The sequence below is a fragment of the Modestobacter sp. VKM Ac-2978 genome (assembly GCF_026968025.1).
In the GTDB taxonomy this organism is placed as follows: domain Bacteria; phylum Actinomycetota; class Actinomycetes; order Mycobacteriales; family Geodermatophilaceae; genus Modestobacter.
This window is the reverse complement of record NZ_JAPVBP010000002.1, coordinates 280,900-295,805: the sequence shown is the minus strand read 5'-3', so window position 1 is coordinate 295,805 and position 14,906 is coordinate 280,900. Positions and strand designations below refer to the sequence as shown.

The 14,906-nt window shown below is 75.0% G+C and carries 15 protein-coding genes; 4 read left to right on the top strand and 11 right to left on the bottom strand.

Annotation, left to right across the window (positions count from 1 at the left end):
- Positions 1-61 precede the first annotated feature (61 nt).
- From O2W53_RS05260 to hrcA, 3 genes are read right to left on the bottom strand one after another with little or no spacing between them, the layout of a single operon-like run.
- On the bottom strand, positions 62-820 hold the full coding sequence (locus O2W53_RS05260; RefSeq protein ID WP_269161969.1) for a 16S rRNA (uracil(1498)-N(3))-methyltransferase: 759 nt from the start codon (positions 818-820) through the stop codon (positions 62-64).
- Complete coding sequence (gene dnaJ, locus O2W53_RS05255) at positions 817-1,953, bottom strand: molecular chaperone DnaJ (protein ID WP_269161968.1); 1,137 nt, start codon at positions 1,951-1,953, stop codon at positions 817-819. The genes O2W53_RS05260 and dnaJ overlap by 4 nt, the downstream gene beginning before the upstream one ends.
- Positions 1,954-1,969: 16 nt before the next feature.
- Positions 1,970-2,992, bottom strand: coding sequence for a heat-inducible transcriptional repressor HrcA (hrcA, locus tag O2W53_RS05250; RefSeq protein WP_269161967.1), 1,023 nt, complete (start codon positions 2,990-2,992; stop codon positions 1,970-1,972).
- Positions 2,993-3,236: 244 nt separating this feature from the next.
- Here hrcA and O2W53_RS05245 point away from each other — a divergent pair, with 244 nt between their 5' ends.
- Positions 3,237-3,605 carry a type II toxin-antitoxin system VapB family antitoxin gene (locus O2W53_RS05245; RefSeq protein WP_442929274.1) on the top strand — a complete coding sequence of 123 codons (369 nt, stop codon included), beginning with the start codon at positions 3,237-3,239 and terminating at the stop codon, positions 3,603-3,605.
- A gap of 4 nt (positions 3,606-3,609) precedes the next feature.
- Here the strand turns inward: O2W53_RS05245 and O2W53_RS05240 are convergent, their stop codons facing one another.
- Genes O2W53_RS05240 through O2W53_RS05225 form a run of 4 tightly spaced genes read right to left on the bottom strand, consistent with a single transcriptional unit; the run spans position 3,610 to position 7,036 of the window.
- A complete protein-coding gene (locus O2W53_RS05240) occupies positions 3,610-4,218 on the bottom strand; it encodes a response regulator transcription factor (protein ID WP_269161966.1) in 609 nt (202 codons plus the stop codon).
- Positions 4,215-5,324, bottom strand: coding sequence for a sensor histidine kinase (locus tag O2W53_RS05235; protein ID WP_269161965.1), 1,110 nt, complete (start codon positions 5,322-5,324; stop codon positions 4,215-4,217). Before O2W53_RS05235 ends, O2W53_RS05240 begins: the two co-directional genes overlap by 4 nt.
- A gap of 36 nt (positions 5,325-5,360) precedes the next feature.
- The gene (locus O2W53_RS05230) at positions 5,361-6,101 is read right to left on the bottom strand and encodes an ABC transporter permease (protein WP_269161964.1); all 741 of its coding nucleotides are present in this window, start codon (positions 6,099-6,101) and stop codon (positions 5,361-5,363) included.
- Positions 6,098-7,036, bottom strand: coding sequence for an ATP-binding cassette domain-containing protein (locus tag O2W53_RS05225; RefSeq protein WP_269161963.1), 939 nt, complete (start codon positions 7,034-7,036; stop codon positions 6,098-6,100). The genes O2W53_RS05230 and O2W53_RS05225 overlap by 4 nt, the downstream gene beginning before the upstream one ends.
- A gap of 105 nt (positions 7,037-7,141) precedes the next feature.
- On the opposite strand from O2W53_RS05225, the gene recQ reads away from it, so the two are divergent.
- The gene (gene recQ, locus O2W53_RS05220) at positions 7,142-8,986 is read left to right on the top strand and encodes a DNA helicase RecQ (protein WP_269161962.1); all 1,845 of its coding nucleotides are present in this window, start codon (positions 7,142-7,144) and stop codon (positions 8,984-8,986) included.
- Positions 8,987-9,027: 41 nt separating this feature from the next.
- Here recQ and hemW read toward each other — a convergent pair whose 3' ends face one another.
- Positions 9,028-10,260: a radical SAM family heme chaperone HemW gene (hemW, locus tag O2W53_RS05215; RefSeq protein ID WP_269161961.1), complete on the bottom strand. Its 1,233-nt coding sequence runs from the start codon at positions 10,258-10,260 to the stop codon at positions 9,028-9,030.
- Between the two features lie 39 nt (positions 10,261-10,299).
- Here hemW and O2W53_RS05210 point away from each other — a divergent pair, with 39 nt between their 5' ends.
- On the top strand, positions 10,300-11,085 hold the full coding sequence (locus tag O2W53_RS05210; protein ID WP_269161960.1) for an enoyl-CoA hydratase-related protein: 786 nt from the start codon (positions 10,300-10,302) through the stop codon (positions 11,083-11,085).
- Positions 11,086-11,183: 98 nt separating this feature from the next.
- Positions 11,184-11,345 (top strand): hypothetical protein, encoded by a 162-nt coding sequence (locus O2W53_RS05205; protein WP_269161959.1) that lies wholly within the window; start codon positions 11,184-11,186, stop codon positions 11,343-11,345.
- A gap of 25 nt (positions 11,346-11,370) precedes the next feature.
- Here O2W53_RS05205 and O2W53_RS05200 read toward each other — a convergent pair whose 3' ends face one another.
- Genes O2W53_RS05200 through selA form a run of 3 tightly spaced genes read right to left on the bottom strand, consistent with a single transcriptional unit; the run spans position 11,371 to position 14,892 of the window.
- Positions 11,371-11,745, bottom strand: a complete 375-nt coding sequence (locus tag O2W53_RS05200) for a PH domain-containing protein (protein ID WP_036336656.1) — start codon at positions 11,743-11,745, stop codon at positions 11,371-11,373.
- 49 nt (positions 11,746-11,794) lie between these two features.
- Entirely contained in the window at positions 11,795-13,564 is a 1,770-nt protein-coding gene (gene selB / locus O2W53_RS05195) for a selenocysteine-specific translation elongation factor (protein ID WP_269161958.1), read from the bottom strand.
- On the bottom strand, positions 13,555-14,892 hold the full coding sequence (gene selA / locus O2W53_RS05190; protein WP_269161957.1) for an L-seryl-tRNA(Sec) selenium transferase: 1,338 nt from the start codon (positions 14,890-14,892) through the stop codon (positions 13,555-13,557). The genes selB and selA overlap by 10 nt, the downstream gene beginning before the upstream one ends.
- Positions 14,893-14,906: the final 14 nt, after the last annotated feature.

The following is a 14,906-nucleotide window of genomic DNA, read 5'->3' as shown; positions in this document are numbered from 1 at the left end:
TCGTGGTCGACGTCCCCGGCGTGTCCGGTCGTGTCGGCGACCACAACTGCTCAGTCGAGCGTCATCTCCAGCGGGTGCGGGCGCTCAGTGCGGCGAGCACGGCGGCGCCGGCGGTCGACGTCCGCAGCACCTCCGCACCCAGGCGCACCGACTGCGCGCCGGCCGCCCGGAAGGCGACCACCTCGCCGTCGGTCAGCCCGCCCTCGGGGCCGACGATGACGGCGATCGACCCGGTCGTCGGCACCTCGAGCTGCGCGAACGGCTGGCGGGCCTGCTCGTGCAGCACCAGGGCCAGGTCGACGTCGGCGAGCATGCCGCAGACCTGGCGCGTGCTCATCGGCTCGGTCACCTCGGGCACCCGCGGCCGGCGGGCCTGCTTGGTCGCGGCCCGGGCGACCGAGCGCCACTTGGCCAGGCCCTTGTCGATCCGGTCGTCCCGCCACCGGGTGACGCAGCGGGCTGCGGTCCACGGCACGATCCGGTCGACACCCAGCTCGGTGGCCAGGTCGACGGCGAGCGGGCCCCGGTCGCCCTTGGGCAGCGCCTGCACGAGCACGAACTCCGGTTGCGGGGCGGGGACGTCGTGCCGGGCGAGCACCTGCACCTGCAACGCCGACCCGGCGGCCGCGAGCACGGAGCCCTCGACCAGCAGCCCCTGCCCGTCGCTCACCCGCACCCGCTCCCCGGCGCCGAGCCGCAGCACGTCCACGGCGTGCCGGCCCTCGGCGCCGTCCACGGTGAGGACGTCGCCGTCCGGCAGCTCGTCGAGCAGGAAGAGCGGGGCGCCGTCGGCCGCGAGTGCGTCCGGGGCCTGGCTCATCGGCCGTTGAACGCGTCGCGTACCCGGGTGAACAGGCCACCGTGGTTCGCGCTGTTGCCGTCGGTGAGGTCCTCACCGCGCAGCCCGGCGAGCTCGCGCAGCAGCTCCTGCTGACGGCCGTCGATCCGGGTGGGCGTCTGCACGTCCAGGTGCACGAGCAGGTTGCCCCGGCCGGTGCCGCGCAGCCGCGGGGCGCCGTGTGCGCGCAGCGTGAGCACGGTGCCCGACTGGGTGCCGGCCTTGATGGTGAGGTCCTCGACGCCGTCGAGGGTCTCGAGCTTGAGCGTGGTGCCCAGCGCTGCCGCGGTCATCGGCAGGGTGACCCGGCAGTGCAGGTCCTCGCCGTCGCGGGTGAACACGTCGTGCGGGCGCTCACGCACCTCGACGTACAGGTCGCCGGCGGGGCCGCCGCCGGGGCCGACCTCGCCGTAACCGGCCAGCCGGATGCGCATGCCGTCCTCGACGCCGGCCGGGACCTTGACCGGGATGGTGCGGCGGGAGCGCACCCGCCCGTCACCGGCGCACTTGGGGCACGGGTTGGGGATGACCTGGCCGGTGGCCTGGCAGGTGGGGCACGGGCGGCTGGCGATCACCTGACCGAGGAAGGAGCGCTGCACGCTCTGCACCTCGCCGCGGCCGTTGCAGGTGGAGCAGGTCTCCGGGTGCGTGCCGGGGGCGGTGCCGGCTCCGGTGCAGGCGTCGCAGAGCACGGCGGTGTCGACGGTGACCTCCGTCGTCGTGCCGAAGACGGTCTCGTCGAGGTCCAGGTCGACCCGGATCAGCGCGTCCTCGCCCTCGCGGGTGCGCCCACGCGGCCCGCGGCCGGCGCCCCCGCCGAAGAAGGCGTCCATGATGTCGCCGAGCCCGCCGAAACCGGCGGCGTTGCCGAACGGGCTGCCGCCCCGTCCGCCGTTGGTGTCGTAGGGGTCACCACCCAGGTCGATGATCCGCCGCTTCTCCGGGTCGGTCAGCGCCTCGTAGGCGCGGCTGACCTCCCCGAACTTCTCCTTCGCGCCCGGGTCCGGGTTGACGTCCGGGTGCAGGTCGCGCGCCATCTTGCGGTAGGCGCGCTTGATCTCGGTGTCGCTGGCTCCCTGGGCAAGACCCAGCACGCCGTAGTAGTCGGTTGCCATGAAGCGTTCTCAGTCCTCAGCTCTCGGCCAACAGGTGGCCGACGTAGCGGGCCACGGCTCGTACCGCGGCGATGTTCCCTGCGTAGTCCATCCGGGTGGGGCCGACGACACCCAGGCCACCGAGCGCCTGGTCGCCGGACCCGTAGCCCACGGAGACGAACGACGCGGCGGTCAGCGCCTCGTGCTCGTTCTCCTCACCGATGCTCACCGTCACGGTGCTGGGCCCCACCTCGGCCATCAACCGCAGGACGACGACCTGTTCTTCCAGCGCCTCCAACAGCGGGCGGAAGGTGCCGGGGAAGTCCAGCGCGCTGCCCTGCGCGAGGTTCGCCGTCCCGCCGATGACCAGCCGGTCCTCCGAGGGCTCGACCAGGGTCTCCAGCAGCGTCGCGCTCACCGCGGCGACCAGCGGGCGCAGGTGCGGGGCGGAGGCGTCGACCAGGTCGCCGACCTTGTCGCTGGCCTCCCCCAGCTTCGCGCCGGTGAAGGCGGTGTTGAGCAGCGTGCGCAGCTCGGCGACGGTCGCGGCCTCGGTGTCGACCGGCACCTCCACCACGCGCTGCTCGACCCGGCCGGTGTCGGTGATCAGCACCATCAGCAGCCGGGACGTCGACAGCGGCACCAGCTCGAGGTGCCGGACGGCGCTGCGCGCCAGCGTCGGGTACTGGACGACGGCGACCTGGCGGGTCAGCTGGGCCAGCAGCCGGACGCTGCGGCCCAGCACGTCGTGCAGGTCGACGGCACCGTCGAGGAACTTCTCGATCGCCTTCCGCTCGGCGGCCGACAGCGGCTTGATCGCACTCAGCCGGTCGACGAAGAAGCGGTAGCCCTTGTCGGTGGGCACCCGGCCGGCACTGGTGTGCGGCTGGGTGATGTAGCCCTCCTCCTCCAGCACCGCCATGTCGTTGCGGATCGTGGCTGGGCTCACCCCGAGGTCGTAGCGGGCGGCCAGGGCCTTGCTCCCCACCGGGTCGTTGGTGGAGACGTAGTCCTGGACGATCGCCCGCAGCACCCGCAGGCGCCGGTCGTCGTGCGCCACGGCTGACACCTCCCGTACCGGATCGACGTGGTCCGCGGTGGTCGCCCGGGCAGGTGCCTGGCACTCGCGTGGACCGAGTGCCAGCATACGACCGCACCATCCCGGCGTCCTCCGGCTCGCGGTGCCCGCCCCTGGAGATGGGAACGATCCCTGCTGACGAGCGTCGGCGATGGCCGCTGGACCCCACTAGTGTGGTTCCGGTCGACGGCCCCCACCGGGGGGCCGGGGAGCGGGAGGCTCAGCCCTGATCTTCAAGGCGGTGCGCGATGGGCGCCCCTATCCCGACCACGGCTTCTCCACCCGCGACTGGGCGATGATCCCGCCCCGGCAGATCCGGATGGACACCCTCGTCACCACCAAGCGCGAGCTGGCCCTCGACACGCTGCTCGCCGACGACTCGACCTTCTACGGCGACCTGTTCCCGCACGCGGTGCAGTGGAACGGCGAGACGTACCTGGAGGACGGCCTGCACCGGGCCCTGCGCGCGGCCCTGCAGCAGCGCAACGTCATCCACGTGCGGGTGCTCGACCTCGACTCGCTGATGCCGGCCCAGACGCCGGCCGAGAGCAGCTCCGCAGACGCCAGCCCGGCCGACGCCGGCCAGGCGCGCTGACGGTTCAGAGCCAGCCCTTCTCCTCCGCCACCCGGGCCGCCTCGACCCGGGTGCGCGCCCCGGTCTTGCCGATCGCCGAGGACAGGTAGTTCCGCACCGTCCCCTCGGACAGGTACAGCCGCCCGGCGATGTCGGCGACCGTCGCCCCGTCGGCCGCCGCACGCAGGACGTCGGCCTCGCGACCCGACAGCGGTGTCGCGCCCATCGCCAGCGCAGCGGCGGCCAGGTCCCGGTCGATCACCCGCTCCCCCGCCATCACCGCCCGGATGCCCCGGGCCAGCTCGGCCACCGGCGAGTCCTTGACCAGGAAGCCCGCGGCGCCGACCTCCATCGCCCGGCGCAGGAACCCGGGCCGGCCGAACGTGGTGAGCACGACGGTGCGCACCTCCGGCAGCGCAGCGGCCAGCTCCCGGGCCGCCTCGAGCCCGTCCTGCCCCGGCATCTCGATGTCCAGCAGCGCCACGTCCGGGCGGCAGGCACGCGCGGCCTCGAGCACCTCGTCGCCGCGGCCGACCTCGGCGACCACCTCGATGTCCTCCTCGAGGTCGAGCAGCGCCCGCAGCGCGCCCCGCACCAGCGCCTGGTCCTCGGCCAGCAGCACCCGGATCGTCACGCGCTCACCGACACCGGGAGCAGCGGCACCGTGGCCTGCAGTCGGTACCCGCCGCCGTCCACCGGGCCGGCTGCCAGCTCACCGCCCAGCGCACCGACCCGCTCGCGCAGCCCGGCCAGCCCCGACCCGGGCGAGGTGCCCAGCACGGTGATCGGGTCCTCCGCGCCACGACCGTCGTCGGTCACCGTCAGCACCGCTCGCACCCCGTCCTCGGCCAGGCCGATCGTCACCGTGCCGGCCCGGCTGTGCCGCAGCACGTTCGTCGTCGCCTCGCGCACCACCCAGCCGAGCGCGGCGTCGACCGTGCCCGGCAGCGCCGGCACCCGGTCGGGCAGCCGGACGTCGATCCCGGCCCCGGTCAGCGCGGAGCGCGCCTCCGCCAGGGCCTGGGCGCAGGTGACCTGCCGGTAGCCGCTGACGGCGTCCCGCACCTCGGCCAGCGCCCGGCGGGCCGCCGCCTCGACGTCGGCCATCTCCTGTCGGGCGCGGGCCGGGTCGGCCTCGGCCAGCCGGCGGGCGAGCTCGCTCTTGAGCGCGATCAGCGACAGCGAGTGCCCGAGCAGGTCGTGCAGGTCGCGGGCGAAGCGCAGCCGCTCCTCGGTGACGGCGTTGCGGGCCAGCTCCTCGCGGGCCTCCTGCAGCTCCCGGTTCACGGTCATCAGATAGCCGGTGCCCCGGATCCCGAAGGCGGTGAGCAGGCAGATCGGCGACAGGAACAGCAGGCCGGGGTCCCCCGAGGCCAGGGGCACCGCCAGGCACACCAGTGCTGCGGCGACCACAGCGGGCCACACCCAGCGCGCGGGCAGCGTGGCCGCGGCGGCCGCCGACACGTAGATCATCAACCCGGCGAAAGCGGGCCCGAACCCGACCGCCAGCGCGACGGCGAGCACCGCGGTCGCCGCGAACTCCGGCCGCAGCGCCCGCGGCCGGCCGAGCTGGCCCATCACCCGCAGGTAGACCACGGTGAAGACGAGCAGCCCGATCGCGCCGACCCAGCGCGCCGCCGTCGGGCGGTCGGTGGTGACGAGGTCGACGATCGGGAAGAACTGGAACAGCAGCCAGGGCACTGCCCAGATCGCCTGCCCCCACCAGTTCGACCGGTCCATGAGACGGACGCTAGCGGTCGGCCGCCCGGTCACGGCTCAGCCCGCCACCGCGTGCAGCGGGCGCCGCCGGGCGACCACCAGCGCAGCGGCGGCGAACACGACCCCGTAGCCCGCCAGCACCATGACCGGCGGGCCGGTGAACGTCCCGGCCGTGATGTCGCGGCCCAGCTCGGCGAACCAGTAGGACGGCATCGCGCGGGCCAGCGCCGCCATCCCGTCCGGGAACATCTCCACCGGGAACCACAGCCCACCCAGCGCGGCGAGCACGGTGCCGAGGATCCCGATCGCCGCGCCCGCGGCCTGGGCGTTCAGGGCCAGCCCCACCGCGACGCCGAGCGCCACGAACACCACCGACCCCGCCCACAGCGAGCCGACCAGCGCCAGCCACGTGCCGAGGCCGAACTCGACGCCGTTGACGAACCGCCCGACCAACGCCACGACCAGCAGACTGGGCAGCACCAGCAGCGCCCCGACCACGACGTCGACGGCGAACACCGACCCGGTGGGCACCGGCGTCACCCGCAGCTGCCGCAGCCAGCCGGAGGAACGGTCGAAGGCGATCCGGATCGTCGCGCCCAGCGCGGCACCGATCGCCCCGTAGGCCATCATCGAGACCAGGACGGCGCCGGCGAGGTCCTGGTACTCCCCGGCCGGCGCCTGCCCGCCGATGACCTTGGTGAAGAAGATCGTGAACAGCGCCGGCAGCAGCACCGTGAAGAACAGGTACTGCTTGTTCCGGCCCACCCGGCGGAGCTGGAAGAGCAGCAGGTCGGTCATCGGAGGGCTCCCTCGGTGGCGTCCGGCGTGGCGTGCGGCCGGGTGGCGTCCGGCTGCGTGGTGAGGTGCAGGAAGGCCTGTTCGAGGCTGGCGCCGCGCACCTCGAGGTCGGGCAGCGGGGTGCGGCTGTCGAGCAGCGCGCGCAGGGTCGCCTCGGCGTCGGAGGTGGCGAGCTCGACGAGGTCGGCGTCCCCGCTGATGCCGGTGACGCCCGGCAGCCCGGTCAGCCGGTCCCGCGGTCCGGGGCAGCGGAACCGGACGGTACGCCCGGCGATCCGTGACTTGATCGCGGCCGCCGTCCCGTCGGCGAGGACCCGCCCACCGGCGACGACCACGACCCGGTCGGCGACCGCGTCGGCCTCGTCGAGGTGGTGGGTGGCGAAGACGACGGTGTGCCCGCGCCCGGCCAGACCGCGCATCGTCGTCCAGAAGGCCTGCCGGCCCTCGACGTCCATGGCCGAGGTCGGCTCGTCCAGCAGCAGCAGCGGCGGCGCGCCGGCCAGGGCCAGGGCGAGCAGCACCCGCTGGCGCTGCCCGCCGGAGAGCGCGTCGACCGCGCGGTCGAGCAGGCCGCCGATGCCGGCCGTGGCGACCAGGTCCGCCAGCGGCCACGGGTCGTCGTAGCGGCGGCGCACCAGGGCGAGCACCTCGCCGACGCGCGCCTCGCTGGGCAGGCCGCCGTGCTGCAGCATCGCCCCGACGCCGCCGGCCTCCAGCGCCGCGGCCGGCTCGCGCCCGAGCAGCCGGACCGTGCCGGCCGCCGGGCGGAACAGCCCGAGCGCGGCGTTGACGACGGAGGACTTCCCGGCGCCGTTGGCACCGAGCAGGGCGACGGTCTCGCCGCGGGGGACGGCGAGGGTCAGGTCGTGGACGGCGGTCGCGCTGCCGTACCGGACGGTCAGTCCGCGGACGTCCAGGGCGAGTGGTTCGGGCATGCCCCGAGCCTGGCCGCCCACGGGGCCCCGCCGGGAGTGCGAGACGTCGTCCACACCTCATGACGGATGTCAGACCGCCGGCCCCTGCCCGCCTACGCTCGCGCTGTGGACGTGACCGAAGCCCCCGCGCTCGGGGACCCTGCGCTCGAGGTGCTGGGCCGGGTGTTCGGCTACGACGCCTTCCGCGGACCGCAGCGCGAGGTCGTCGACCACGTCGTCGCCGGCGGCGATGCGCTGGTGCTGATGCCGACCGGTGGCGGGAAGTCGCTCTGCTACCAGGTGCCGGCGCTGCTCCGGGAGGGCGTCGGCGTCGTCGTCTCCCCGCTGATCGCGCTGATGCAGGACCAGGTCGACACGTTGCGCGCGCTGGGCGTGCGCGCCGGGTTCCTCAACTCCAGCCAGGACCGCGCCGAGCGCCGGGACGTCGAGGAGGCGTTCCTCGCCGAGGAGCTCGACCTGCTGTACGTGGCCCCGGAGTCCCTGGGCGGCGGCGCCTCACCGACCGCCCGCCTGCTCGAACGGGGCCGGATCGCGCTGTTCGCCATCGACGAGGCGCACTGCGTGGCGCAGTGGGGGCACGACTTCCGGCCCGACTACCTCGCCCTGTCGATGCTGCACGAGCGCTGGCCCGACGTGCCCCGGATAGCCCTGACGGCGACGGCCACCCCCGCCACGCACGCCGAGATCAGCACCCGGCTCCAGCTCGACGACGCGCTGCACGTGGTCGCCGGGTTCGACCGGCCGAACATCCAGTACCGGATCGCACCGAAGAACGAGCCGCGCAAGCAGCTGCTGGACCTGCTGCGCACCGAGCACCCCGGGGACGCCGGCATCGTCTACTGCCTGTCCCGGGCCTCCGTGGAGAAGACGGCCGAGTTCCTGGTGGGCCAGGGCATCCCCGCGCTGCCCTACCACGCAGGGCTGGACCAGCGGACCCGCGCGACGCACCAGTCCCGGTTCCTGCGCGAGGACGGGCTGGTGATGGTCGCGACCATCGCGTTCGGCATGGGCATCGACAAGCCAGACGTCCGCTTCGTCGCCCACCTGGACCTGCCCAAGTCGGTCGAGGGCTACTATCAGGAGACCGGCCGGGCCGGCCGGGACGGACTGCCCTCCACCGCATGGCTCGCCTACGGGCTGGCCGACGTCGTCCAGCAGCGCAAGATGATCGAGTCCTCGGAGGGCGACCTCGCGCACCGGCGGGTGCTGTCCGCCCAGCTCGACGCGATGCTGGCGCTCTGCGAGACGGTCGAGTGCCGGCGGGTGCGGCTGCTGGCCCACTTCGGCCAGGAGAGCGCACCCTGCGGCAACTGCGACACCTGCCTGAGCCCCCCGGAGTCCTGGGACGCCACCATCCCGGCGCAGATGCTGCTGTCCACGGTGCTGCGGCTGCAGCGCGAGCGCGGGCAGTCCTTCGGCGCCGGCCAGTCGATCGACATCCTGCTCGGCAAGCGCACCGACAAGGTCACCCAGCACAGCCACGACGAGCTGACCGTCTTCGGCATCGGCACCGACCTGTCCGAGGGCCAGTGGCGCGGCGTCGTCCGCCAGCTGCTGGCGCAGGGGCTGCTCGCGGTGCAGGGCGAGTACGGGACGTTGGCGCTCAACGAGGCCAGCGGGCCGGTGCTGCGCCGGGAACGCGAGGTGCTGATGCGCCGCGAGCCCGAGCGCCCGACCCGGTCCGCCACCGCCCGCGCCCGGGGCAGCCGGTCCACGGCTCCCGAGCTGCCCGCATCGGCCGCCCCGGCGTTCGAGCGGTTGCGGGCCTGGCGGGCTGCCACCGCCAAGGAGCAGGGCGTGCCCGCCTACGTCGTCTTCCACGACGCGACCCTGCGGCAGATCGCCACCGAGGAGCCGGCGACCCTGGCCGCCCTGGGCACGATCGGCGGCGTTGGCGCGACGAAGCTGGAGCGCTTCGGCCAGCAGGTGCTGGACGCCCTGCACGGCTGACCCCTCGGCCCCGCTGCAGGGTGGGGCCGCGGGGTCCTCCTTCAGTCCGTGAGGTCGCGGACGACGGCGTCGGCGAGCAGCCGGCCGCGGTCGGTGAGGACGGCGAGCCCCGCCTCGTGCGGCGCGGCCGCCAGCAGCCCCCGGACGCATGCCTCCGCGGCCCGCGCCCGCCCCGCCGCGCTCAGTGCGGTCAGCGGAAGGCCGTCACGCAGCCGGAGCCCGAGCATCACCGTCTCCAGCGCCTGGTCCGCAGGCGTCAGCAGCTCGCTGTCGGCGGCCGGGTGCAGACCGGCGGCCAGCCGGTCGGCGTAGGCGGCCGGGTGCTTGACGTTCCACCAGCGCAGTCCGCCGACGTGCGAGTGCGCGCCGGGCCCGATCCCCCACCAGTTCGCGTTGGCCCAGTACAGCTCGTTGTGCCGGCAGCGGGCCGCCCGGTCGCGGGCCCAGTTCGACACCTCGTACCAGCCGAGCCCAGCCGTTCCGAACGTGCGGTCGGCCATCTCGTAGCGGTCGGCCAGCACGTCGTCGTCCGGCATCGGCAGCTCGCCCCGGGCCACCCGCCGGGCCAGCCGGGTGCCCTGCTCGACGATCAGCGCATAGGCGCTGACGTGGTCGACCGGCGCGGCCAGCACGGCGTCGAGCGAGGCCTGCCAGTCGGCGTCGGTCTCCCCCGGTGCGCCGTAGATCAGGTCCAGGTTCACGTGCTCGAAGCCGGCGGCCCGGGCCTCGTGGGCGGCCTGCACCGCCCGGCCGGGGGTGTGCCGGCGGTCCAGCACGGCGAGCACGTGCTCGGCGGCGGACTGCATGCCCAGGCTGATCCGGGTGAAGCCACCGGCCCGCAGGGTGGCCAGCGACTCCGGCGTCACCGACTCGGGGTTGGCCTCGGTGGTCACCTCGACGTCGGGGGCCACGGGGAAGAGCTCACGGACGGCGTCCATGACGGCCACCAGGTCCTGCGCCGGCAGCAGCGTCGGGGTGCCGCCACCGACGAAGACCGTCTGCACAGGCGGACGGTCGGGTCCCAGCACCTCGGCGACCAGCCTCAGCTCGGCGATGGCGGTGCCGGCGTACTCGCTGCGGTTGGCGCCCGGGCCCAGCTCGTCGGAGGTGTAGGTGTTGAAGTCGCAGTAGCCGCAGCGTGTGGCGCAGAACGGCACATGGACGTAGAGGCCGAACGGCGTCGTCGGCAGGCCGTCCCGGGCCGACGCCGGGAGCATCGAGGGGTCCGCGGGCAGCGCCGGGGTCTGGCCGAGGAGAGGGAGGGTCGTGGTCATCGCTGCTCCCAGTGTGACCGCCCCCGGCAAGATGGCGGCGTGACCTCCGCGACCAATGACGACCGCGTGCTCTCCGTCGACGTGTCCGCCGGCGTGGCCCGGCTGACCCTCGACTCCCCCGCCAACCGGAACGCCCTCTCCCGCGCCATGCGCGCCCAGCTCCGCGCTGCCCTCACCGAGGCCTTCGCCGACGACGCCGTGCGGGTGGTGGTGCTCGACCACACCGGCCGGGTGTTCTGCTCCGGCATGGACCTCGCCGAGGCCACCGGAGGCTCCGCCGCCGACCAGGGGGTCAACGAGTTCCCGGAGCTGCTGGAGCTGATCTGGAACGCGCCGAAGCCGGTGCTCGCCGCCGTCCGCGGCCCGGCCCGTGCGGGTGGGGTGGGGCTGGCCGCGGCCTGCGACGTCGTGGTGGCCGGCTCCGCTGCCACCTTCGCGTTCACCGAGGTGCGGATCGGCGTCGTCCCGGCGGTGATCTCCGCGGTGTGCCGGCCGCGGATGCTGCCCAACGTCGTCCACCGGCTGATGCTCACCGGCGAGGTCTTCGACGCCACGACGGCCGTGGCCGGCGGGCTGGTCGACCTGGCCGTGCCGGACGACGAGGTCGATGCCACCGTCGCCGCCCAGGTCACCGCCCTGGCCGCCGGGGCGCCGACCGCGCTGGCCGAGACGAAGCGGCTGCTGCGGTCGGGCACCGACCTGCCCGGGCAGATCCCGGCGCTGCTCGAGCTGTCGGCGCGGTTCTTCGCCGGTGAGGAGGGCCAGGAGGGCATCGCCGCCTTCCGGGAGAAGCGCCCCGCCCGCTGGGTCCCGGCCGGCGACTGACCCTGCCGCCGCTTGTGCTCTGGTGCACCAGTGCAGCCAGAGCACAAGCGTGCCCGGACCCCTTGTTGCGCTGCACTCCGCGGCCGCACGCTGGGGCCGTGACCGAGCAGGCGCACCCGCGGGCCCAGTACCGGCAGCTCCCGGAGCCGGTGATCCTCGACCAGCTCGTCGAGGTGCACGACGCCGACCCGCCGCTGCCGGTGGAGACGCCGGCACACGTCGACCTGCGCCAGCTCGCCGCCGGCGGCGGCCCGGTCTGAGTGGTCGGCCCGGCGCCGTCCGAGATCAGAGCACGTACGTGGCGATCATCTGGCCCAGCTGGCGGATGTCGGCGTTGCCTCGGAACTCCAGCCGGACCTTGCCCAGACCGCTGAACCACAGGTCGAGTTCGGCATCCAGGTCGAAGGTCCCCGCCGTCTCGATGGAGAAGGCCTGCACCTTGCTGTAGGGCAGTGAGGTGAAGTCCCGCTTCTTGCCGGTGATGCCCTGCACGTTGACCGCGATCAGTCGCTTGTCGGTGAAGACGACGAAGTCGCGCACGCCCTTGAAGGACGCGACGAACTGCTCGCCCGCGACGAGCAGCGGCGCGACGGCGGGCGCGATGTCCTTCATGTCGCAGGGGCTGAGCTTGAAGACGGAACCGTTCGAGAAGTCGATCACCGCGTCACCGTAGGGAGCCCGCGGCGCACGCCCCTGCTCCCACGCCGGGTCAGCGCAGGCGGCGGGTGTTGTCCGGCTGGCGGACGGTGACCCCGCGGGCGTCGAGCCACTCGGCCAGCGGGACGGCGACCCGGCGGGTAGTCCCCCACGCCTTGCGTGCCTCGCTGAGCGTGAACGGCTGCGGGAGCGCCGCGAGCCTGGCCCGGGCCTGCTCGGCGACCCCCGGTGCCAGGTAGATGCCCTCGGTGATCCGCACCAGCTGCTCGTCCCGCACCGCCGCGGCCAGCTCGCGCGGCCCCAGCCCCGCGGCCACCAGGTCACCGGCCTCCGGGGCGGCGAACGGCTCCTGCAGCAGCCGGGCGCGGATGCCGTCCACCGCCTGCTGCACCGCCGGGGGCAGCGCCGCGGCACCGGAGACGACCCGGCCGTCCCGCAGCGCGAGGGGCTCCCGCACCAGCGCGGGCACCAGCTCGACGTCGGGCAGCTCCAGCGCCGACCGCAGCACCGCGGTCGGCGGGCCGGGCTCCAGCGGGCGCAGCTGCCGGTAGCGGGCCACCACCTGCGGCACCCGGGCGGCCAGCTCGTCGGCCAGCCCCGGAGCGAGGAGCCAGGGGCCGACGGCCGTGGCGTCCGCGGGCACCGGCCAGCCCATCGCGACGAAGTCCGTCCGGCGCACGAACCGTCGCCGCACCAGGTCCGCCCGCGCCCCGGCCTCACCCAGCGGCTGCTCGGCGAGCTCGGCCGCGCGGGTCCGGGCAGCGCCGCGGCGGCGCAGCTCCGGTGGGTCCACGTCGCGCACGTCGGCACCGTGCACCCGGCGGGCGCCGGGGTCGCGCAGCAGCAGCCGGTCCCCCACCCGCAGCGGCAGCTCGGTGGCCAGTCGCAGGCGCAGGGCCGACCCGTCCAGCGGACGCACGCGCGCTGCGACCGTCGCCGACCCGATGTGCACGACCAGCTCCGCGGGCAGCTTTTCCTCGACCGGTCGCACCAGCGTCACGTCGAGGTCCGCGGTGCGCCGGAACGCGTCGGGGGTGAGCAGCGCGTCGCCGCGGGAGAGCTCCTCGACGGCCACCCCGCGCAGGTTGAGCGCGACCCGGGCGGTGGCCGAGGCCACCTCGACCGGCGCACCGAGGGACTGCAGCCCGCGCACGGTCACCGGTCGCCCGCCCAGGTCCAGCCGGTCGCCGGTGGTCACCGTGCCGGCGGCCAGGGTGCCGGTCACGACGGTCCCGGCGCCCCGGATGGTGAACGCCCGGTCGATCCACAGCCGCACCGGCGCGGCCGGGTCGGGTGCGGGCAGACCGGCCAGCACCTGCTCCAGCGCAGCGGCCAGCTCAGGCAGTCCGGCACCGGACCGTGCGCTGACCGCCACGGCGGGCACCCGGCCCAACGACGTCCCGGCCAGCCGCTCGGCGGCGTCTGCGAGCACCGGTGCAGGGTCGGCGAGGTCCGACTTCGTGACGGCGAGCAGCCCGTGCCGCACCCCGAGGGCATCGAGGACGGCGACGTGCTCGGCCGTCTGCGCCGACCACCCGTCGTCCGCGGCGACCACGACCAGCGCGGCGGGCACCGAACCGACCCCGGCGAGCATGTTGCCCACGAACCGCTCGTGCCCGGGCACGTCGACGATCGCGAGCCGGCGACCGGAGGGCAGCGTCGTCCAGGCGAACCCCAGGTCGATGGTGAGTCCGCGCCGGCGCTCCTCCTCCCAGCGGTCCGGCTCCATCCCGGTCAGGGCCGTCACCAGCGTCGACTTGCCGTGGTCGACGTGGCCGGCGGTCGCCAGGACGTCCATCCGGGCGGCAACGGTCAGCTCCACCGGCGGGCCACCTCCGTCACGGCGGTGATGAGCCGCTCGTCGTCGGCCGGGAGCAGGCTGCGCAGGTCGAGCAGGGTGCGGTCGTCGTCCAGGTGGCCGACCACCGGCGGGTCGCCGTGCCGCAGCGGGTCGGCGAACCGCGGGTCGAGCGCGACGGCGGCGCTGGGCAGCTCGAACTCCGGGGCGCCCCCACCGCCGACCCGCGCGGTCGACGGGACGGCCACCGCCTCGATCCCGCGGGCCTGCAGCGCGCCGGCCACCGCGGTGGCCCGGGCCTGCAGCGCGGCCGGGTCGGCGTCCAGCATCTGCTGGACCGGCGGCACCGGGCCGCGCACCGTCGCCTCCAGGGCTGCCAGGGTCGTCTTGTCCACCCGTAGCGCCCGGTAGAGCGGGTGCCGGCGCAGCCGCTGGACCAGCGCTGCCGAGCCGAGCACGATGCCGGCCTGCGGGCCGCCGAGCAGCTTGTCGCCGCTGCACAGCACCAGGTCCGCGCCGGCGGCCAGCGTGGTCTGCAGGTCCGGCTCGTCGGGCAGCAGCGGATGCGGGCGGAGCAGCCCGCTGCCCACGTCGACGACCAGCGGCACCTCGGTGCCGGCCAGCGCGGGCGCCAGCTCCGCGACGTCGGTGGACCGGGTGAACCCGCGGACGACGAAGTTGGAGGGGTGCACCTTGAGCACCGCGCCGGTGTCCGGGCCGAGAGCGTCGGTGTAGTCGGTGAGCGAGACCCGGTTCGTCGTCCCGACCTCGCGCAGCCGCGCACCGGTGCTGACCAGCAGGTCGGGGATGCGGAAGCCGTCGCCGATCTCGACCAGCTCCCCGCGGGCGATGACCAGCTCACCGCCGAACGCGGTGGCCACCAGTGCCAGCGCGGCAGCGCAGTTGTTCACCACCAGCGCGGCCTCGGCGGCGGGCACGGCGGCCAGCAGCGCCGACAGCGCTCCCTCTCCCCGGGGACCGCGGCGGCCGGTGCCGAGGTCGAGCTCGACGTCGGTGGTGCCGCTGGCCGCCACCACCGCGGCCACGGCCGCGCTCGACAGCGGTGCCCGGCCCAGGTTGGTGTGCACGAGGACGCCGGTGGCGTTGAGCACCGGCGAGAGGCTGCTGGCGGTGCCGGGCAGCCCGGCCAGCACGGCGGCGACGACGTCGTCCGGCGACAGCTCGCCCTCCCGGACGCGCTGCTGCGCGACCTGGACGGCGCGCTTCACCAGTTCCCGGCCCAGTCGCTGCACCGCAGCGGCGACGGCGGGGTCGGCGAGCACCGCGTCGGTCCGGGGCACCCGCCGGCGCGGATCGGTGGTCGCGGCGGCGGTCGTGGCGTCCGTGGTCATCGCGGCCGAGCGTA

Bases quoted from the DNA above. Each gene is read 5' to 3' on its own strand.
- O2W53_RS05225 (WP_269161963.1), bottom strand. From the start codon at position 7,036: ATGCCCGAACCACTCGCCCTGGACGTCCGCGGACTGACCGTCCGGTAC.
- O2W53_RS05230 (WP_269161964.1), bottom strand. From the start codon at position 6,101: ATGACCGACCTGCTGCTCTTCCAGCTCCGCCGGGTGGGCCGGAACAAG.
- hemW (WP_269161961.1), bottom strand. From the start codon at position 10,260: ATGACCACGACCCTCCCTCTCCTCGGCCAGACCCCGGCGCTGCCCGCG.
- selA (WP_269161957.1), bottom strand. From the start codon at position 14,892: ATGACCACGGACGCCACGACCGCCGCCGCGACCACCGATCCGCGCCGG.
- O2W53_RS05235 (WP_269161965.1), bottom strand. From the start codon at position 5,324: ATGGACCGGTCGAACTGGTGGGGGCAGGCGATCTGGGCAGTGCCCTGG.
- dnaJ (WP_269161968.1), bottom strand. From the start codon at position 1,953: ATGGCAACCGACTACTACGGCGTGCTGGGTCTTGCCCAGGGAGCCAGC.
- O2W53_RS05260 (WP_269161969.1), bottom strand. From the start codon at position 820: ATGAGCCAGGCCCCGGACGCACTCGCGGCCGACGGCGCCCCGCTCTTC.